Origin of the sequence: Actinomycetospora chibensis (assembly GCF_028737215.1) — a bacterium.
In the GTDB taxonomy this organism is placed as follows: Bacteria; Actinomycetota; Actinomycetes; order Mycobacteriales; family Pseudonocardiaceae; genus Actinomycetospora; species Actinomycetospora chibensis.
This window is the reverse complement of the sequence record NZ_JAQZAM010000011.1, coordinates 95463-108313: the sequence shown is the minus strand read 5'-3', so window position 1 is coordinate 108313 and position 12851 is coordinate 95463. Positions and strand designations below refer to the sequence as shown.

At 75.2% G+C, this 12851-nt stretch carries 15 protein-coding genes; 8 read left to right on the top strand and 7 right to left on the bottom strand.

Annotated features, from left to right (window positions below):
- Positions 1–3 precede the first annotated feature (3 nt).
- Positions 4–363 carry an Rv2175c family DNA-binding protein gene (locus tag PH189_RS17980; RefSeq protein ID WP_274190191.1) on the top strand — a complete coding sequence of 120 codons (360 nt, stop codon included), beginning with the start codon at positions 4–6 and terminating at the stop codon, positions 361–363.
- Here PH189_RS17980 and PH189_RS17975 read toward each other — a convergent pair.
- From PH189_RS17975 to PH189_RS17960, 4 genes are read right to left on the bottom strand one after another with little or no spacing between them, the layout of a single operon-like run.
- Entirely contained in the window at positions 332–715 is a 384-nt protein-coding gene (locus PH189_RS17975; RefSeq protein ID WP_274190190.1) for a hypothetical protein, read from the bottom strand. The two genes, PH189_RS17980 and PH189_RS17975, sit on opposite strands and share 32 nt — an antisense overlap.
- On the bottom strand, positions 691–1680 hold the full coding sequence (locus PH189_RS17970) for a phytoene/squalene synthase family protein (protein ID WP_274190189.1): 990 nt from the start codon (positions 1678–1680) through the stop codon (positions 691–693). Before PH189_RS17970 ends, PH189_RS17975 begins: the two co-directional genes overlap by 25 nt.
- Positions 1681–1696: 16 nt before the next feature.
- Positions 1697–3196 (bottom strand): phytoene desaturase family protein, encoded by a 1500-nt coding sequence (crtI, locus tag PH189_RS17965; protein ID WP_274190188.1) that lies wholly within the window; start codon positions 3194–3196, stop codon positions 1697–1699.
- Between the two features lie 19 nt (positions 3197–3215).
- Positions 3216–4364 carry a polyprenyl synthetase family protein gene (locus PH189_RS17960; RefSeq protein WP_274190187.1) on the bottom strand — a complete coding sequence of 383 codons (1149 nt, stop codon included), beginning with the start codon at positions 4362–4364 and terminating at the stop codon, positions 3216–3218.
- Positions 4365–4496: 132 nt separating this feature from the next.
- Here PH189_RS17960 and PH189_RS17955 point away from each other — a divergent pair, with 132 nt between their 5' ends.
- Positions 4497–5387 (top strand): methylenetetrahydrofolate reductase, encoded by an 891-nt coding sequence (locus PH189_RS17955; protein ID WP_274190186.1) that lies wholly within the window; start codon positions 4497–4499, stop codon positions 5385–5387.
- Between the two features lie 71 nt (positions 5388–5458).
- On the opposite strand, the gene PH189_RS17950 is transcribed toward PH189_RS17955, so the two are convergent.
- Positions 5459–6181: a DUF3153 domain-containing protein gene (locus PH189_RS17950; RefSeq protein ID WP_274190185.1), complete on the bottom strand. Its 723-nt coding sequence runs from the start codon at positions 6179–6181 to the stop codon at positions 5459–5461.
- A 35-nt stretch (positions 6182–6216) separates the two neighbouring features.
- Complete coding sequence (locus PH189_RS17945; RefSeq protein ID WP_274190184.1) at positions 6217–6825, bottom strand: GNAT family N-acetyltransferase; 609 nt, start codon at positions 6823–6825, stop codon at positions 6217–6219.
- A gap of 326 nt (positions 6826–7151) precedes the next feature.
- Between PH189_RS17945 and PH189_RS17940 the strand changes: the two genes are divergently transcribed.
- Positions 7152–7445, top strand: a complete 294-nt coding sequence (locus tag PH189_RS17940; protein ID WP_274190183.1) for a hypothetical protein — start codon at positions 7152–7154, stop codon at positions 7443–7445.
- A 36-nt stretch (positions 7446–7481) separates the two neighbouring features.
- Positions 7482–8036, top strand: coding sequence for an SAV_6107 family HEPN domain-containing protein (locus tag PH189_RS17935; RefSeq protein WP_274190182.1), 555 nt, complete (start codon positions 7482–7484; stop codon positions 8034–8036).
- Between the two features lie 3 nt (positions 8037–8039).
- Here PH189_RS17935 and PH189_RS17930 read toward each other — a convergent pair whose 3' ends face one another.
- Positions 8040–8879 (bottom strand): ParA family protein, encoded by an 840-nt coding sequence (locus PH189_RS17930; protein WP_274190181.1) that lies wholly within the window; start codon positions 8877–8879, stop codon positions 8040–8042.
- A 58-nt stretch (positions 8880–8937) separates the two neighbouring features.
- Here PH189_RS17930 and PH189_RS17925 point away from each other — a divergent pair, with 58 nt between their 5' ends.
- From PH189_RS17925 to mraZ, 4 genes are all read left to right on the top strand, one after another.
- Positions 8938–9690 carry a class I SAM-dependent methyltransferase gene (locus tag PH189_RS17925; RefSeq protein ID WP_274190332.1) on the top strand — a complete coding sequence of 251 codons (753 nt, stop codon included), beginning with the start codon at positions 8938–8940 and terminating at the stop codon, positions 9688–9690.
- Positions 9687–11012 carry a DNA polymerase IV gene (dinB, locus tag PH189_RS17920; protein ID WP_378014957.1) on the top strand — a complete coding sequence of 442 codons (1326 nt, stop codon included), beginning with the start codon at positions 9687–9689 and terminating at the stop codon, positions 11010–11012. Before PH189_RS17925 ends, dinB begins: the two co-directional genes overlap by 4 nt.
- A 135-nt stretch (positions 11013–11147) precedes the next feature.
- Positions 11148–11540, top strand: coding sequence for a DUF3040 domain-containing protein (locus PH189_RS17915; protein WP_274190180.1), 393 nt, complete (start codon positions 11148–11150; stop codon positions 11538–11540).
- 708 nt (positions 11541–12248) lie between these two features.
- Positions 12249–12680: a division/cell wall cluster transcriptional repressor MraZ gene (gene mraZ, locus PH189_RS17910; RefSeq protein ID WP_274190179.1), complete on the top strand. Its 432-nt coding sequence runs from the start codon at positions 12249–12251 to the stop codon at positions 12678–12680.
- The last annotated feature ends 171 nt before the right edge of the window (positions 12681–12851 follow it).

The following is a 12851-nucleotide window of genomic DNA, read 5'->3' as shown; positions in this document are numbered from 1 at the left end:
CGTGTGACCGAGTCCCTCGCCGCCCTCGTGGGCCACGACATCGAGGTCGTCTCGCTCGCCCAGGTCGCCGAGCGTCTCGGCGTGCCCCGCACGCGCGTCAGTCAGATGATCAAGCAGGGGCAGTTGCTGGGCGTTCGCGAGGACGACCGCTGGTCGGTGCCCGCCGCCTTCCTCACCACCGACGGGGTGGTGAAGGGCCTGCCCGGCACCATCCAGGTCCTCCGCGACGGGGGGTACGCCGACGGGGAGATCCTGCGGTGGCTCTTCGCCGACGACGACTCCCTGCCGGGCACCCCCATCGACGCACTGCGCTCCGACCGGGGGCGCGAGGTCAAGCGTCGCGCCCAGGCGATGGCGTTCTGAACGGGCTCAGTCCGCTCAGCGCCCCGCCGAGCAGGCCGTGCGCCCGCAACGCCGCCGTCAGCCGGGCGGCCCGCCGCACGCCGAGGCGACGCACCATGGCGGGGGCCAGCGCCGGGCCGGTCCAGGCCCGCACGCGGTCGTCGCCCTCCGTCGGCGTGATCTCCAGCAGCGTCGGGGCGTCCCCCGCGACGCCGGACTCGGCGCACCACGCCGTCACCCGGTAGTCGGCCAGCGGCAGCACCTCGAGGTCCGGCCCGACGGAGTCCGCGACGGTGGTGCCCACCGCCCGGCACCGCGCGCAGGCGGCGTCGACGGCGAGCACGAGGGTCACGCCGCGAGCCGCCGTCGCCACCGGGTGCCGCCCCATCGTGTCCGCCACCGCGTCCCCACGGCGTGGGCCAGTCGCGGCAGGGCCACCGCGGCGCGGCGCCCGTTCCCGACGGCCACGCGCCGGTGCAGCACGTCGTAGTCGGCGTCGACGATCTCGTCGAGGATGCCGCCGTAGAGCACGTGCGCGGTCCGCACGCACGGCCGCGACACCGGCTGGAGCAGGGCGATGCCGCGCTCGGCGCGCCGGTAGACCGCGCGGGTGCGGGCGACGAGGTGGGCGAGGGCCCGTCGGACCCGGGGGTCGGTGCGGCCGGTGGTGCGGCACCACGCCAGCAGGTCGCGGTCGACGCCGAACGCCGCGAGCTCCGCGGCGGGCAGGTAGACGCGGCCGCGGTCGAGGTCCTCGCCGACGTCGCGCAGGAAGTTGGTCACCTGGAAGGCGACGCCGAGGTCGGCGGCGTACGGCGCGGCCTCCTCCTGCGGCACGACCGTCCCCAGGACCGGCAGCACCTGCAGCCCGATGACCGCGGCCGAGCCGTGCACGTAGCCCGCGAGATCGTCGAACGTCGGGTAGTCGGTGACCGTGAGGTCCATGGCCATCGAGTCCATGAAGTCCTCGAGGTGGCGGTGGTCGATGCCGAAGCGGGCGACGGTGTCGGCGAGCGCGGCCACCACCGGCTCGCCCTCGGTCACGAGCGTCCGCGGGTCGGTCCCCGCGAGGCCCCGGCGCATGCGGGCGCGGACCTCCTCGAGCCGCGCGGCGACGGCGGCGGGCGAGGCGTCGGCGTCGGGGTCGTCGACGACGTCGTCGGCCATCCGCGCGAAGCCGTAGAGCGCGTGGATCGCCGGGCGCTGGGCCGGGGCGAGCAGGCGGGTGGCGAGGAAGTAGGTCCGGCCGTGCACGGCGTTGAGCGCCCGGCACTGCGTGTAGGCGTCGCGCAGCGCCGGGTCGGTGATGCCGGCGGCGTCCAGCTCTGTGGTGCTCATCGCGTGCTCATCCGGCTCACCCCGTGATCCGCGCCGCCGCGAGCTTGCCCGACACGAGCACCGTCGGGACGCCGACGCCGGGCGTCGTCCCCGAGCCGGCGAGGACGACGTTGCCCTCGCCGCGCACGAGGTTGCCCGCGCGGAACGGGCCGGTCTGCGCGAACGTGTGCGCCGCCGAGAACGGGGTGCCCGCCGCGAGGCCCATCCGGCCCCAGTCGTCGGGGGTGATGAGGTGCTCGACGACCGACTCGCCCAGGTCGATCCCGCGCCCGGCCAGCACCCCGCGCAGCTCGTCGCGGTAGCGCGGCCCGATGCGGTCCCAGTCGAGCGGGGCCTTGTCGGTGTTCGGGGTGGGAGCGAGCACGGACACGAGCCCGTGCCCGTCGGGCGCCAGCGACGGGTCGGTGGCCGTCGGGTGCGTGATGAGCAGCGACGGGTCGGACATCAGCCGGCCCTCGGTGATGATCTCGTCGAACGTCCCGGCCCAGGCGTCGCCGAACGAGATGGTGTGGTGGCCCAGGTGGTCCAGCTGCCCGGTGCCGGCCGGCACCCCGGCGTGCCACACGAACGCCGAGGGCGACCAGCGCATCGGCACCACACGTCGCGGCGTGCGCCCGAGCAGGCCGTAGGAGACGGGGAGATCGCAGGTCAGCACGACGGCGTCGGCGGCGAGGCGGTCGCCGTCGGCGCTCGGCTCGCCCGTCGGGACGGTGCGCAGCGCCCGGACGCGCCCGCCGGAGCGCTCGAGCCCGGTGACGGTCGTGCCGTAGCGGAACTCGGCGCCCGCGTCGGCCGCGGCGTCGGCGAGAGCCTGGGGCAGGGCACGGACACCGCCCTTCGGGAACGTGACGCCGGCGATCGTGTCCATGTAGGCGATCACCGCGTACGCGGCGAGCGCCTTGGCCGGGGGAACGCCCGCGTACAGGGCCTGGAAGGAGAAGATGCGCCGCAGGCGCTCGTCGTCGAGGAACCTGGCGATCTTCGAGCCGAGCCGTCCGAAGCCTCCGAGCGCGCCCAGCCGCGCGAGATCGGGGCTCAGGACGTCGAGCGGCGAGTCGAAGTTCGCGTCGATGAAGGTCGCCATCTGCACGCGGTAGAGCTCGGTGAGCCAGTCCCGCAGCCGACGGTAGCCCTCGGCGTCCGCGGCCGAGACCTTCTCGCGGATCTCCTGCTCCATCGCGCCCGGGTCGGTGTGCACGTCGATCGCGCTGCCGTCGGCGAACCGCGCGTGGTACGCGGGGTGGAGGTCGACGAGCTCGAGGCGGTCGCCGAGCTTCTCGCCGACGGCGGCCAGCGCCTCCTCGATCAGCTCGGGCATCGTGATGACGGTCGGGCCGGTGTCGAGGCGGAACCCGTGGAGGTCGAGGCGGCCGGCGCGCCCGCCGGGGGTGGCGTCCCGCTCGACGATCGTGACGCGACGGCCCGCGCCGAGCAGGTGCAGGGCGGTCGCGAGGCCGGCGAGGCCGGCGCCCACGACGACGACGTGGTCGGTGGGGGACTGGACGGTGCGGGTCACGCGACTCCTGAGAGGTGGATCAGCGCGCGCGCCGGGTGGCGGCGACGGCCAGGTCGGCGAGCCGGTCGGGGGCCGGGACGGCCAGGACCGGGGCGTCGGCACCGCGCACCGCGTCGAGTGCGGAGGCGGTGAGCTCGGTGATGCGGCGCTCGACGTCGTCGACGACGCCGAGGGAGACGAGGGCCTCGCGGGCCGCGGCGACGCCCTCGGCGTCGAGGTGGGGGTTGCCCACGGCGCGCTCGACGACCGCGGCCGTCGTGCGGTCGGGGTGGGCGCGGGTGAGCGCGACGAGCAGGGTCAGCTTGCCCTCGCGCAGGTCGTCGCCGGCGGGCTTCCCGGTCACCGCCGGGTCGCCGAACACGCCGAGCATGTCGTCACGCAGCTGGAAGGCGATGCCGAGGTCGGTGCCGTAGCGCCGGAGCGCGGCGATCGTCGTGTCGTCGGCGCCCGCGATCGCGGCGCCGAGGTGCAGCGGGCGCTCCACGGTGTAGGCCGCGGTCTTGTACCGGCTGATGCGCAGGGCGGTCTCGGGGCTCGAGTCGGACGACGCGTGTCCCTGGACGTCGAGGAACTGGCCGCCGAGCACCTCGGTGCGCATGGCCTGCCACGCGGGGCGGGCGCGGGCGAGCGCGACCGGGTCCACCCCGGACTCGTGGAGCATGTCGTCGGCCCAGGCCAGCGCCACGTCGCCGAGCAGGATCGCGACCGCGGCCCCGAAGCGCGTCGGGTCTCCCGTCCAGGCGGCACCGGCGTGCCGCGAGGCCCACCGGGCGTGCACGGTGGGCTCGCCGCGGCGCGTCGCGGAGTCGTCGATGAGGTCGTCGTGCACCAGCGCGCACGCCTGGATGAGCTCCAGGGCACTGACGGCGCGCAGCACCGCGGAGGGGTCGTCGAGGCCGCCGGCGGCCCGCCAGCCCCACCACGCGAACGTGGGACGCAGCCGCTTGCCCCCGGCGAGGACGAAACGTGTGAGGTCGTCGACGGCGCCGGCGTACTCCTCGGCGATGTCCGCGCACTCGGCGCGCCGGCCGGCGAGGTAGTCGGCCAGGTCGGCGGTCACCGCACCGGGCAGGTCGTGCTCGATGGCGCGTCCGCCCTGCTCAGCAGGGCTGCCGAACGGGTCGTGGGCACCGTGGTCGGCTCGCGTCGAGACTCCGCCGAGCGTCATCCCCACTCTCCCCTCCGGACCGCAGACGTGTCCGGAACCGGAGCCTAGGGCCGTTCGGCCGACCTGGCCGATCGGGCGGTCCCGGTCACAACGGACCTCCGTAACGACACCCCGTCACCGTAGGGTCGCCGGATGGCTACTGTGACGGAGCGCATCCAGCGCGGGGTGCCCACGTTCTCGGCGGAGTTCTTCCCGCCCAAGAACGATGAGGGCGAAGCCACACTCTGGCGCACCATCCGCGACCTGGAGCCGCTCGACCCGGCCTTCGTGTCGGTCACCTACGGCGCCGGGGGCTCGAGCCGCGACCGCACCATCCGCACCACCGGTCGCATCGCCACCGACACCACGCTGACGGCGATGGCCCACCTCACCGCGGTCGACGCCTCGCTCGACGACCTGCGCCAGGTGATCGGCTCCTACCTCGCGGCGGGCATCAGCAACGTCCTCGCGATCCGTGGTGACCCTCCCGGGGACAAGGACGCCGACTGGGTGCCGCACCCGGCAGGGCTGAGCTACACCGAGGAGCTCGTCCACATGGTGAACCGCCTGGGCGACTTCTGCGTCGGCGTCGCGGCCTTCCCGTACCTGCACCCGCGGTCGGTCGACGAGGACACCGACACCCGGTTCTTCGTGCAGAAGGTGAAGGCGGGCGCGGAGTTCGCGATCACCCAGATGTTCTACGACGCCGACGAGTTCCTGCGCATGCGCGACCGCATCGCCGCCGCCGGCTGCGACATCCCCGTCATGCCCGGCCTGATGCCGATCACGACGCCGAAGTCGGCCGAGCGCGGCGCGGACTTCTCCGGCGCGCCGCTGCCGAAGCTCATGTCCGAGCGCCTCGACCCCCTGGTCGACGACGCCGCGGGCTACCGCGACGCCGGCATCGACCTGTGCGTCGAGCTGTCCCAGCGGATGTTCGACGAGGGCGTCACGAACATCCACTACATCAGCATGAACCGCTCGCCCGCGGTGGTGGACGTCGTCCAGCGCCTCGGCCTCGTGCCGTCGTCACCCCGTTCCTGACGCCCCGCTCCTGCGCGCTGCCCGGCCCCGTCGGCCTGCGGGTCGGCGGGGCCGGCGGCTCCTCGGCGGGGTCAGCGGCGTGCGCGGGTCCGGAGCTGGGTGCGCGACGACGCGGCCAGCAGCACCACGATCGCGACCGCCACGGCGACCACCGCGAGCAGCAGCAGCGACCACAGGATCCACGACGGGGCGTCGGGGTCCGGGTACTCGACCACGGCGTTGACGTCGTTGACGGTGCCGGGCTGGAGCGTCCAGCTGATGAGGCCCGGCGTCGCCGTCCCGTCGGTCTGGCGGATCGTGCCCGGGAACGCCATCTTCAGCTGCACGTCGGCGCTCTCCGGCGACACCCGCGTGAGGTCGACCTGTCCGGACACGACCACCCGATCGCCGGCGCGGCGCATCTGGACCCGGATCGCCTGCGTGCTCGTCGGGCTGATCGAGGGCAGCAGGCGGGTGACCTCGTCGAACGAGAGGTCGTCGAACTGCACCTTGGAGCCGATGTACCCGTCCTGCTCGTAGCGTTCGACCGAGACGTTCCCGCTGAGGTCGTCGGGCACCTGCAGTGGCGGGCCCTGCCCGGCGGGGGCCCCGTCCGGGGTGGCGATGTCGACGACGCCCGAGACGCGGTCGTCCGGGGAGACGGCCATGCCGGCCCGTACCCGCACGCAGCCCGTGCCGAGGACGCCGACCAGGGCCAGCACCACGGCCAGGAGCACGAGGGTGCGGCGGCGGTTGCTGGGCGTGGCCCGGGGGCGGCTCGGGCGGGAGTCGGTCGGGGGAACGGACGCGGGCACCCGCGCATGGTGCCAGGCGCCCCCGACGGTGCCGGTCAGGCGCGGCCCGGGCGGTGCGGCGTACCCGGGGGCTCGAGGGGCAGGGCCCGGCCGAGCACCGCGAACGGCCGCGGATCGCTCGTGAACCGGTGGTGGCGCAGGACGTCGGTGAACCCGAGCCGGCGGTAGAGCGACCACGCCCGGGACGGCGGGTCCGCCTCGGGGGTCGAGAGCAGGACGTGGCGGTTCGCCGGGTGCGCCAGCAGGCGCCGGGCCAGCGCTTCGCCGAGGCCGTCGCCCTGCACGTCGGGCCGCACGTGCAGCTCGGTGAGCTCGAAGTAGTCGTCGAGCACGGTCTCGGCCAGCTCGCGGCCGGTGGCGCCGCCCGCGAGCAGACCGCGGCGCACCTCCTCGAACCACCACTGGCCCCGCGCGCCCGGGTAGCCGTACGCGATGCCCCACAGCGAGCGGTCGGGCCCCAGCGCGGCCGCGGCGTGCCAGCCCGGACGACGGGAGTGCTCGACCCACATCGGGCGTCGCTGCCGCACCGTGCCCGGCGGATAGCCCATCGCGTGCACGTACACGGTCAACGCCTCGTCGAGCCGGGCCGCGAGGTCGTCGGGCGTCAGGTCGACGACCGTCGCGCGGGCCGGCGCGGCGGTCATCGGCCGGCTCCCGCGGCGCGGGGGGAGTCGGTGACGGACACGCGGATATCTCACCACGCCCCGGCCGCGGGGCACGGTCCGATCTCTCCGGCCGGGTGCTCTCCGCGCGGTCCCGGGATCGCCTCCGGGGGGACGGGCGGATCGACTTGACGGCGCCGGACCGACCGGGTTCACTGGGTCCTATCGAACACGTGTTCGATCGCTCGGACGGCGGGGCGGGGGAAGCGCCCCGCCGTCCGGGAGTGCCGCCGGCTCCCCACGGTGGCAGGCACCCACTCGACCCGGGCCCCGGGTCGAGGAGCACGAGCCGCCGTGGAGGACGCATCGTGGTTCGCAGTCCGTCGCCGGTCCAGGTCCGCTGTGCGGACGGCGACCCGGTCGAGTTCCATCGCCGCCCGAACCGGCGGGACAGTCATTACCTGGTCACCGAGGTGCAGGAACGCTGGATCGAGGAGTCCCGGTGGCCGTTCCTCTCGGCCATGCCGGTCGGGGGAGACCGGTGTCGCTGCTGGCGCGTGCTCGCGTGCCGGTCCGACGAGCCGCACCTGCCGCCCGGCGAGTTCGTGCTGCGCATGCGCTCGGGTCCCGGCGTGTGGGACCTCCGTCGCGCCGGCTACTGACCCGCCCGCGACGCCCGATGCCCTGAGGAGATCACCATGACCAGCGCTCTCGCCATGCCCGGACTGTTCGACACCACCCCTCCGGAGGCCGCCCCGTGCGGGGCGGCGCCCACCGACGCCGGACCGGCGGTCCCCGCCCCCGCCCGGTCCGGCACGCCGGCGCGGCCGGATGCGCGTGGGGCCCCCACCCGCGCGACCCCGGCCGCGCCGGCTCCGCCGCCGTCGCGCACGGTGGTGCAGCTGCTCGGCGCCGCCCGCGACGAGCTGCGGGCCGCCCAGGCCGAGGACGACGCCGCCGAGCGCTTCCGGGCCGCCCACCTCGGGGCCCTCCGCGCCGCGGCGGCGGTCCTCGCCCTGCGCGCCCGCGCCAAGCGGGCCTCGCGCCCCACGGACGCCTGGACGCTGCTCGCGTCCGTCGCGCCGGAGTACGGCGAGTGGGCGGCCTTCTTCGCGGCGCACTCGGCGACGCGCTCGGCCGTCGAGGCCGGGGTGCGGGGGAAGGTGTCCCAGCGCGACGCCGACGACATGGTGCGCCAGGCCGACCTGTTCCTCGCGCTGGTCACGCGCACCGTGGCCGGGCGCGGACGCTGACGGTCAGGCGTCGGGCGCCCGCCGGGCCCGCCCGCGGCCCGACCGGTGGGTGCGCGAGCGCACGATGCGGCCGAGCAGCGAGTCGAACTGGCTCGCGATCTCGCGGGCGCCCGGGGTGTCCCACCGCTGGATCGGCACCCCGGCGCCCTGGGCCTGCTGCACCGCGCTGCGGTCGGGCAGCGCCCCGGAGATGACGAGGGGTCCGAAGAGCTCGCGCAGCTCATTCAGGCGGAACTCGTGCTCCGAGGAGCGCGCCCGGTACTTGTTCACCAGCACGCCCAGGGGCTGGAGGTCCGGGTTGTTCTCGCGCTCGGCCTGCACCGCCTCGAAGGCGCGCTGCACACCGGACACCGCGAAGATCGTGGGCTCGGTCACCAGGACGGCCCGGTCCACGGCCACGAGGGCGGAGCGGGTCAGCTGGCCGAGCGAGGGCGGGCAGTCGATGAGCACGAGGTCGTACTTCGCCAGGCCCGTCCGGGTGGCGCCGTCCTCGTCCTTGGGCAGGTCGCCGAGCAGGCGCGCCAGTGCCCCCAGCCGCTGCGACCCCGGATCGGGGTGGTTGTGACGCTCGATGTCCTCCGAGCCGACGAGGACGTCGAGGTCCTCGCCCCAGGCGCTGGGGGCGATCGACGACGCGAGCAGCGCCGCCGACGGCCGTTCCATGGCCTGCGCGATCGTGGTCTCGGTGGCCTCGGGCTCGAGCGCGGTCGTCGCGTTGCCCTGGGGGTCGAGATCGACCACCAGGGTCCGCAGACCGGCCCGGAGGGCGGATCCGGCCAGGCCCAGGACGACGGTCGTCTTCCCGACCCCGCCCTTGAGGCTCAGCACCCCGGTGACGTGCACGGGGGGAACCTACCGGTCGGTGACCCCGCGCACCCGTCCCACGTTCTACGGTGTCGCGGTGAGTCGCGCCCCGTCGTTCGCCCCGGTCGACGTCGTCGCGCGCACGTTGCGGGTCGAGCTCACCGCGGCGCGGAGCCGCCGTGGCGGCGCGGCACCCCGCGTCCTCGACGTCGGCGGCGGCAGCGGCACCTGGGCGGTGCCCCTGGCCGCCGACGGGTGCGAGGTCACGGTCGTCGACTCCAGCGCCAACGCCCTCGCGGTGCTTCGCAGCCGGGCGCGCGAGTCGGGTGTCGCCGGCGGCGTGCGGGCGGTGCAGGGCGACGTGGACGCGCTGGCCGACGTGGTCGCCGAGGCCGAGGCCGACCTGGTCCTCGGGCACGGGCTGCTCGAGTACGTCGACGACCCGGCCGAGGCGTGCCGGGCGCTCGCCCTCGCCACCGTGCCCGGCGGAGCGCTCTCGCTGCTCGTCGCCGGCCGGTTCGCCGCCGTGCTCTCGCGGGTCGTGGCCGGCCGGCTCGAGGAGGCCCGCCGGGTGCTCGTCGACCCCTCGGGGCGCTGGGGCGCCAACGACCCGCTGCGCCGCCGCATGGACGTCGAGGAGATTCGCACGCTGGTCGAGGTGGACGGGCAGCTGTCGGTCGAGCGGGTGCAGGGGCACCGGGTGCTCGCCGATCTCGTGCCCGACGGCGTGCTCGACTCCGGCGGCGCCGTGCCCGACCCGCTCGCCGAGCTCGAGGACATCGCCGCCGGCACCCCGCCGCTGCGCGACATGGCCTCGCAGCTGCACGTCCTCGCGCGGCGGCCGGGCTGAGCACGCCCCCGTCGGGTCAGGCGCCCGGCCGGGACGCGGGCTGCGGCATCCTGCACGTCGACATGGACGCGTTCTACGCGTTGGTCGAGATCCGCTCACGGCCCGAGCTGCGGGGCCACCCGGTCGTCGTCGGAGGCGGCCCGGAGCGGGGCGTCGTGCTCTCGGCGAGCTACGAGGCGCGGGCTCACGGGGTCCGCTCGGCGATGCCGTCGGCGCGCGCCCACCGGCTGTGCCCGCAGGCCGTGTTCCTGCCGCCGGACTTCGCCGCGTACTCCGAGGTCTCCCGCGCGGTCATGGAGGTGTTCCGCTCGGTCACGCCGTTGGTGCAGCCGCTGAGCCTCGACGAGGCGTTCCTCGACGTGTCCGGCGCGCTGCGCCGGCTCGGGGCGACGCCGCTGGAGATCGCGGCGTCGATCCGCGAGCAGGTCGCCGCCTCCCAGCAGATCACCTGCTCGGTCGGCATCGCGTCGACGATGTTCGTCGCCAAGCTCGCCTCGCGCGTCGCGAAGCCGGACGGGGTGCACCTCGTGCCCGCCGACGGGGTCCGCGCCTTCCTCGACCCGCTGCCGGTCGGTGCGCTGTGGGGCGTCGGGGCGCGGACGGAGGAGGTGCTCGCCCGCCACGGCATCGCGACGGTCGGGGACGTCGCCGCGGCCGGGCTCGCCACGCTCCGGCGGGCGGTGGGGGAGGCCCACGCCGTCCACCTGTTCGCCCTGGCGCGTGGTGTCGACGAGCGGCGGGTCGACCCGCACGGCCGCGAGAAGTCCGCCGGCGCCGAGGAGACGTTCGCCCGCGACCTCGTCGACCGGGCCGTCCTGCGGCGCGAGCTCCTGCGCCTCGCGGACCGCACCGGACGCATGCTGCGCCGGCGCGCGGTGCGGGCGCGGACGGTCGCGCTCAAGGTCCGCTTCGACGACTTCACCACGATCACACGATCGCGGACGCTCCCGGCGCCGACGGATCTCGCCCGTGAGCTGTACGCCACCGCGGGCGAGCTCCTCGACGCCCTCGGCCCGATCGCGCCGGTGCGACTGCTCGGGGTCCGCGCCGAGGGGCTCGTCCCGGCGGACCGCGCACCCGAGCAGATCGTCCTCGGCGAGGCCGAGCACGGCTGGTCGGACGCCGAGCGCGCCGCTGACCAGGCCCGTTCACGCTTCGGCGTCGCGGCGGTTCGTCCGGCGAGCCTGCTCGGTGATCCGGACCCGACCCGGGCCCGCTCACCCGTCGAGGCCGCGGATCCGGCGCGTGCCGGTGGGCCGGATCGTCACCGAGAGCATCCGCGCGTGTCGCGAGCGGCATCACCACGGGAGCCGAACGGATGATCAGGAGCGCAACACGCCGGTCCGGGTAGTGGGACTGCCACCGGACTCGTACGATGGGTGTCGGACATCCCGACGATGCCCGCCAGACCCCCCGAGGTCGGGCGTCTTTTTCCATTCCGGTGCCGGAGGAGAAACATGCCGCTCTCCGAGCACGAGCAGCGCCTGCTCGAGCAGATCGAGCGCGCCCTCTACGACGAGGACCCGAAGTTCGCGTCCACCGTCCGGGGAGGCAAGCTCCGTCGCCCGTCGCGCCGGCGCCGCGTGCAGGGCATCGCCCTCTTCGTCATCGGCGTCGTGATGCTCGTCCTGGGCGTCGTCTTCAGCTCCTCGACCGTGGGGATCATCGTGAGCGTCGCGGGCTTCCTCGCGATGTTCGGCGGCGCGGTCCTCGCCATCACGTCCTTCGGCGCGCGCAAGAAGGAAGCCGCCGCTGCCGAGGGCGAGTCCCCGGCCGCGAGCGAGAAGGAACGCAGCCGCTTCACCTCGCGGATGGAAGAGCGCTTCCGCCGCCGCTTCGAGCAGGAGTAGCCCTCCGCTTCTCGACGCTCCGACGCGCCGCCGACCCCCGTGGTCGGCGGCGCGTCGTCGTTCCGGGGTCCCGGCGGCGGTGCTTCCATGATCAGGGGCACGTCGACACCCCGAAGGCGTGCTGACGGGTGGTCAGCGCGCCCCTGATCTCCCCGCGGCCGTGGCGTCGCCGCCGTCCATGAGCGCTGCGGGTGCTCCGGCGAGCCCGCCACACGGGCCTGGGGGAGCAGCGGGCGCGCTCATGGCCACCGACGTCCCCCTCGAGCGCCCCCCACCTCGCCCCCCACCTCGCCCCACCGGGCCGGCGAGGGCGTCCTTCGCTCACCTGTGGGCAGCGAGGGACGCCCTCGCTTCCTCCACCCCGCCCACCAGGTCGGCGAGCGCCTCCCACCTCGCCCCACAGGGCCGGCGAGCGCGTCCCCACCCCGCCCCACCGGCGTCCCCCACCCCGCCCCACCGGCAGGCCGCGGCGCCCCATCCCCAGCTCGGAACGCCTCCGTCGCACTCCGGAACGGCGTGTCGACGGGCTCGCAGGGCCCCGAGGCGTCAGGGTCGCGCCTGCGCCCCCCACATCACCCCACGCGCCCTGAGCAGGCAGAACACCCCGATGGGGGATCACGAGGCCCTCAGGATGGTTTGGCCGTGGGGGATCGTGGGGTATGGTGGTGAGCAGTGGGGCGGACGGGCCTCGCCAGGGAGGTGGGCGCCGTGTTCCTCGGCACCCACACCCCGAGATTGGACGACAAGGGCAGGTTGACCCTGCCCGCGAGGTTCCGGGACGAGCTCGCAGGGGGGCTGATGATCACGAAGGGTCAGGACCACTGCCTCTATGTGTTCCCCCGTGACGAGTTCGAGCAGATGGCCCGCAAGGTGGCCGAGGCGCCGTTCACCGACGAGCGGGTGCGCGCGTACCAGCGCTACCTGTTCGCCGGCACCGACGAGCAGCGCCCCGACTCCCAGGGTCGTATCCCGATCACGGCCGAGCTCCGGCGCTACGCCGGGCTCGACCGCGACTGCACGGTCATCGGGGCGGTCAACCGCCTCGAGATCTGGGACAGCGCGGCGTGGGCGCGGTACCAGGACGAGCACGAAGCCGGCTACGCGCAGGCCCAGCAGGAAGTGCTGCCCGGCGTCTTCTGACGTCGACCGCACCGACAAGCGAACACGTGGCGCCCTCGAGGGGCGCCGGGTCGGGTGCCGTGAGGCCCCGGTCCGCAGGGCGACAGCCCTGGCGCACCTTCCCCGGCGCCAGGTCCGTCGCCCTGCGGGCCGGGACGTGACGACATCCGACCGCAGCAACAGAGGACCGGG

What these genes read in the sequence shown, in the direction of transcription:
- PH189_RS17970 (WP_274190189.1), bottom strand. Translation starts at nt 1,680, where the DNA reads ATGAGCACCACAGAGCTGGACGCCGCCGGCATCACCGACCCGGCGCTG.
- PH189_RS17960 (WP_274190187.1), bottom strand. Translation starts at nt 4,364, where the DNA reads ATGACGCTCGGCGGAGTCTCGACGCGAGCCGACCACGGTGCCCACGAC.
- PH189_RS17955 (WP_274190186.1), top strand. Translation starts at nt 4,497, where the DNA reads ATGGCTACTGTGACGGAGCGCATCCAGCGCGGGGTGCCCACGTTCTCG.
- PH189_RS17945 (WP_274190184.1), bottom strand. Translation starts at nt 6,825, where the DNA reads ATGACCGCCGCGCCGGCCCGCGCGACGGTCGTCGACCTGACGCCCGAC.
- PH189_RS17935 (WP_274190182.1), top strand. Translation starts at nt 7,482, where the DNA reads ATGACCAGCGCTCTCGCCATGCCCGGACTGTTCGACACCACCCCTCCG.
- PH189_RS17915 (WP_274190180.1), top strand. Translation starts at nt 11,148, where the DNA reads ATGCCGCTCTCCGAGCACGAGCAGCGCCTGCTCGAGCAGATCGAGCGC.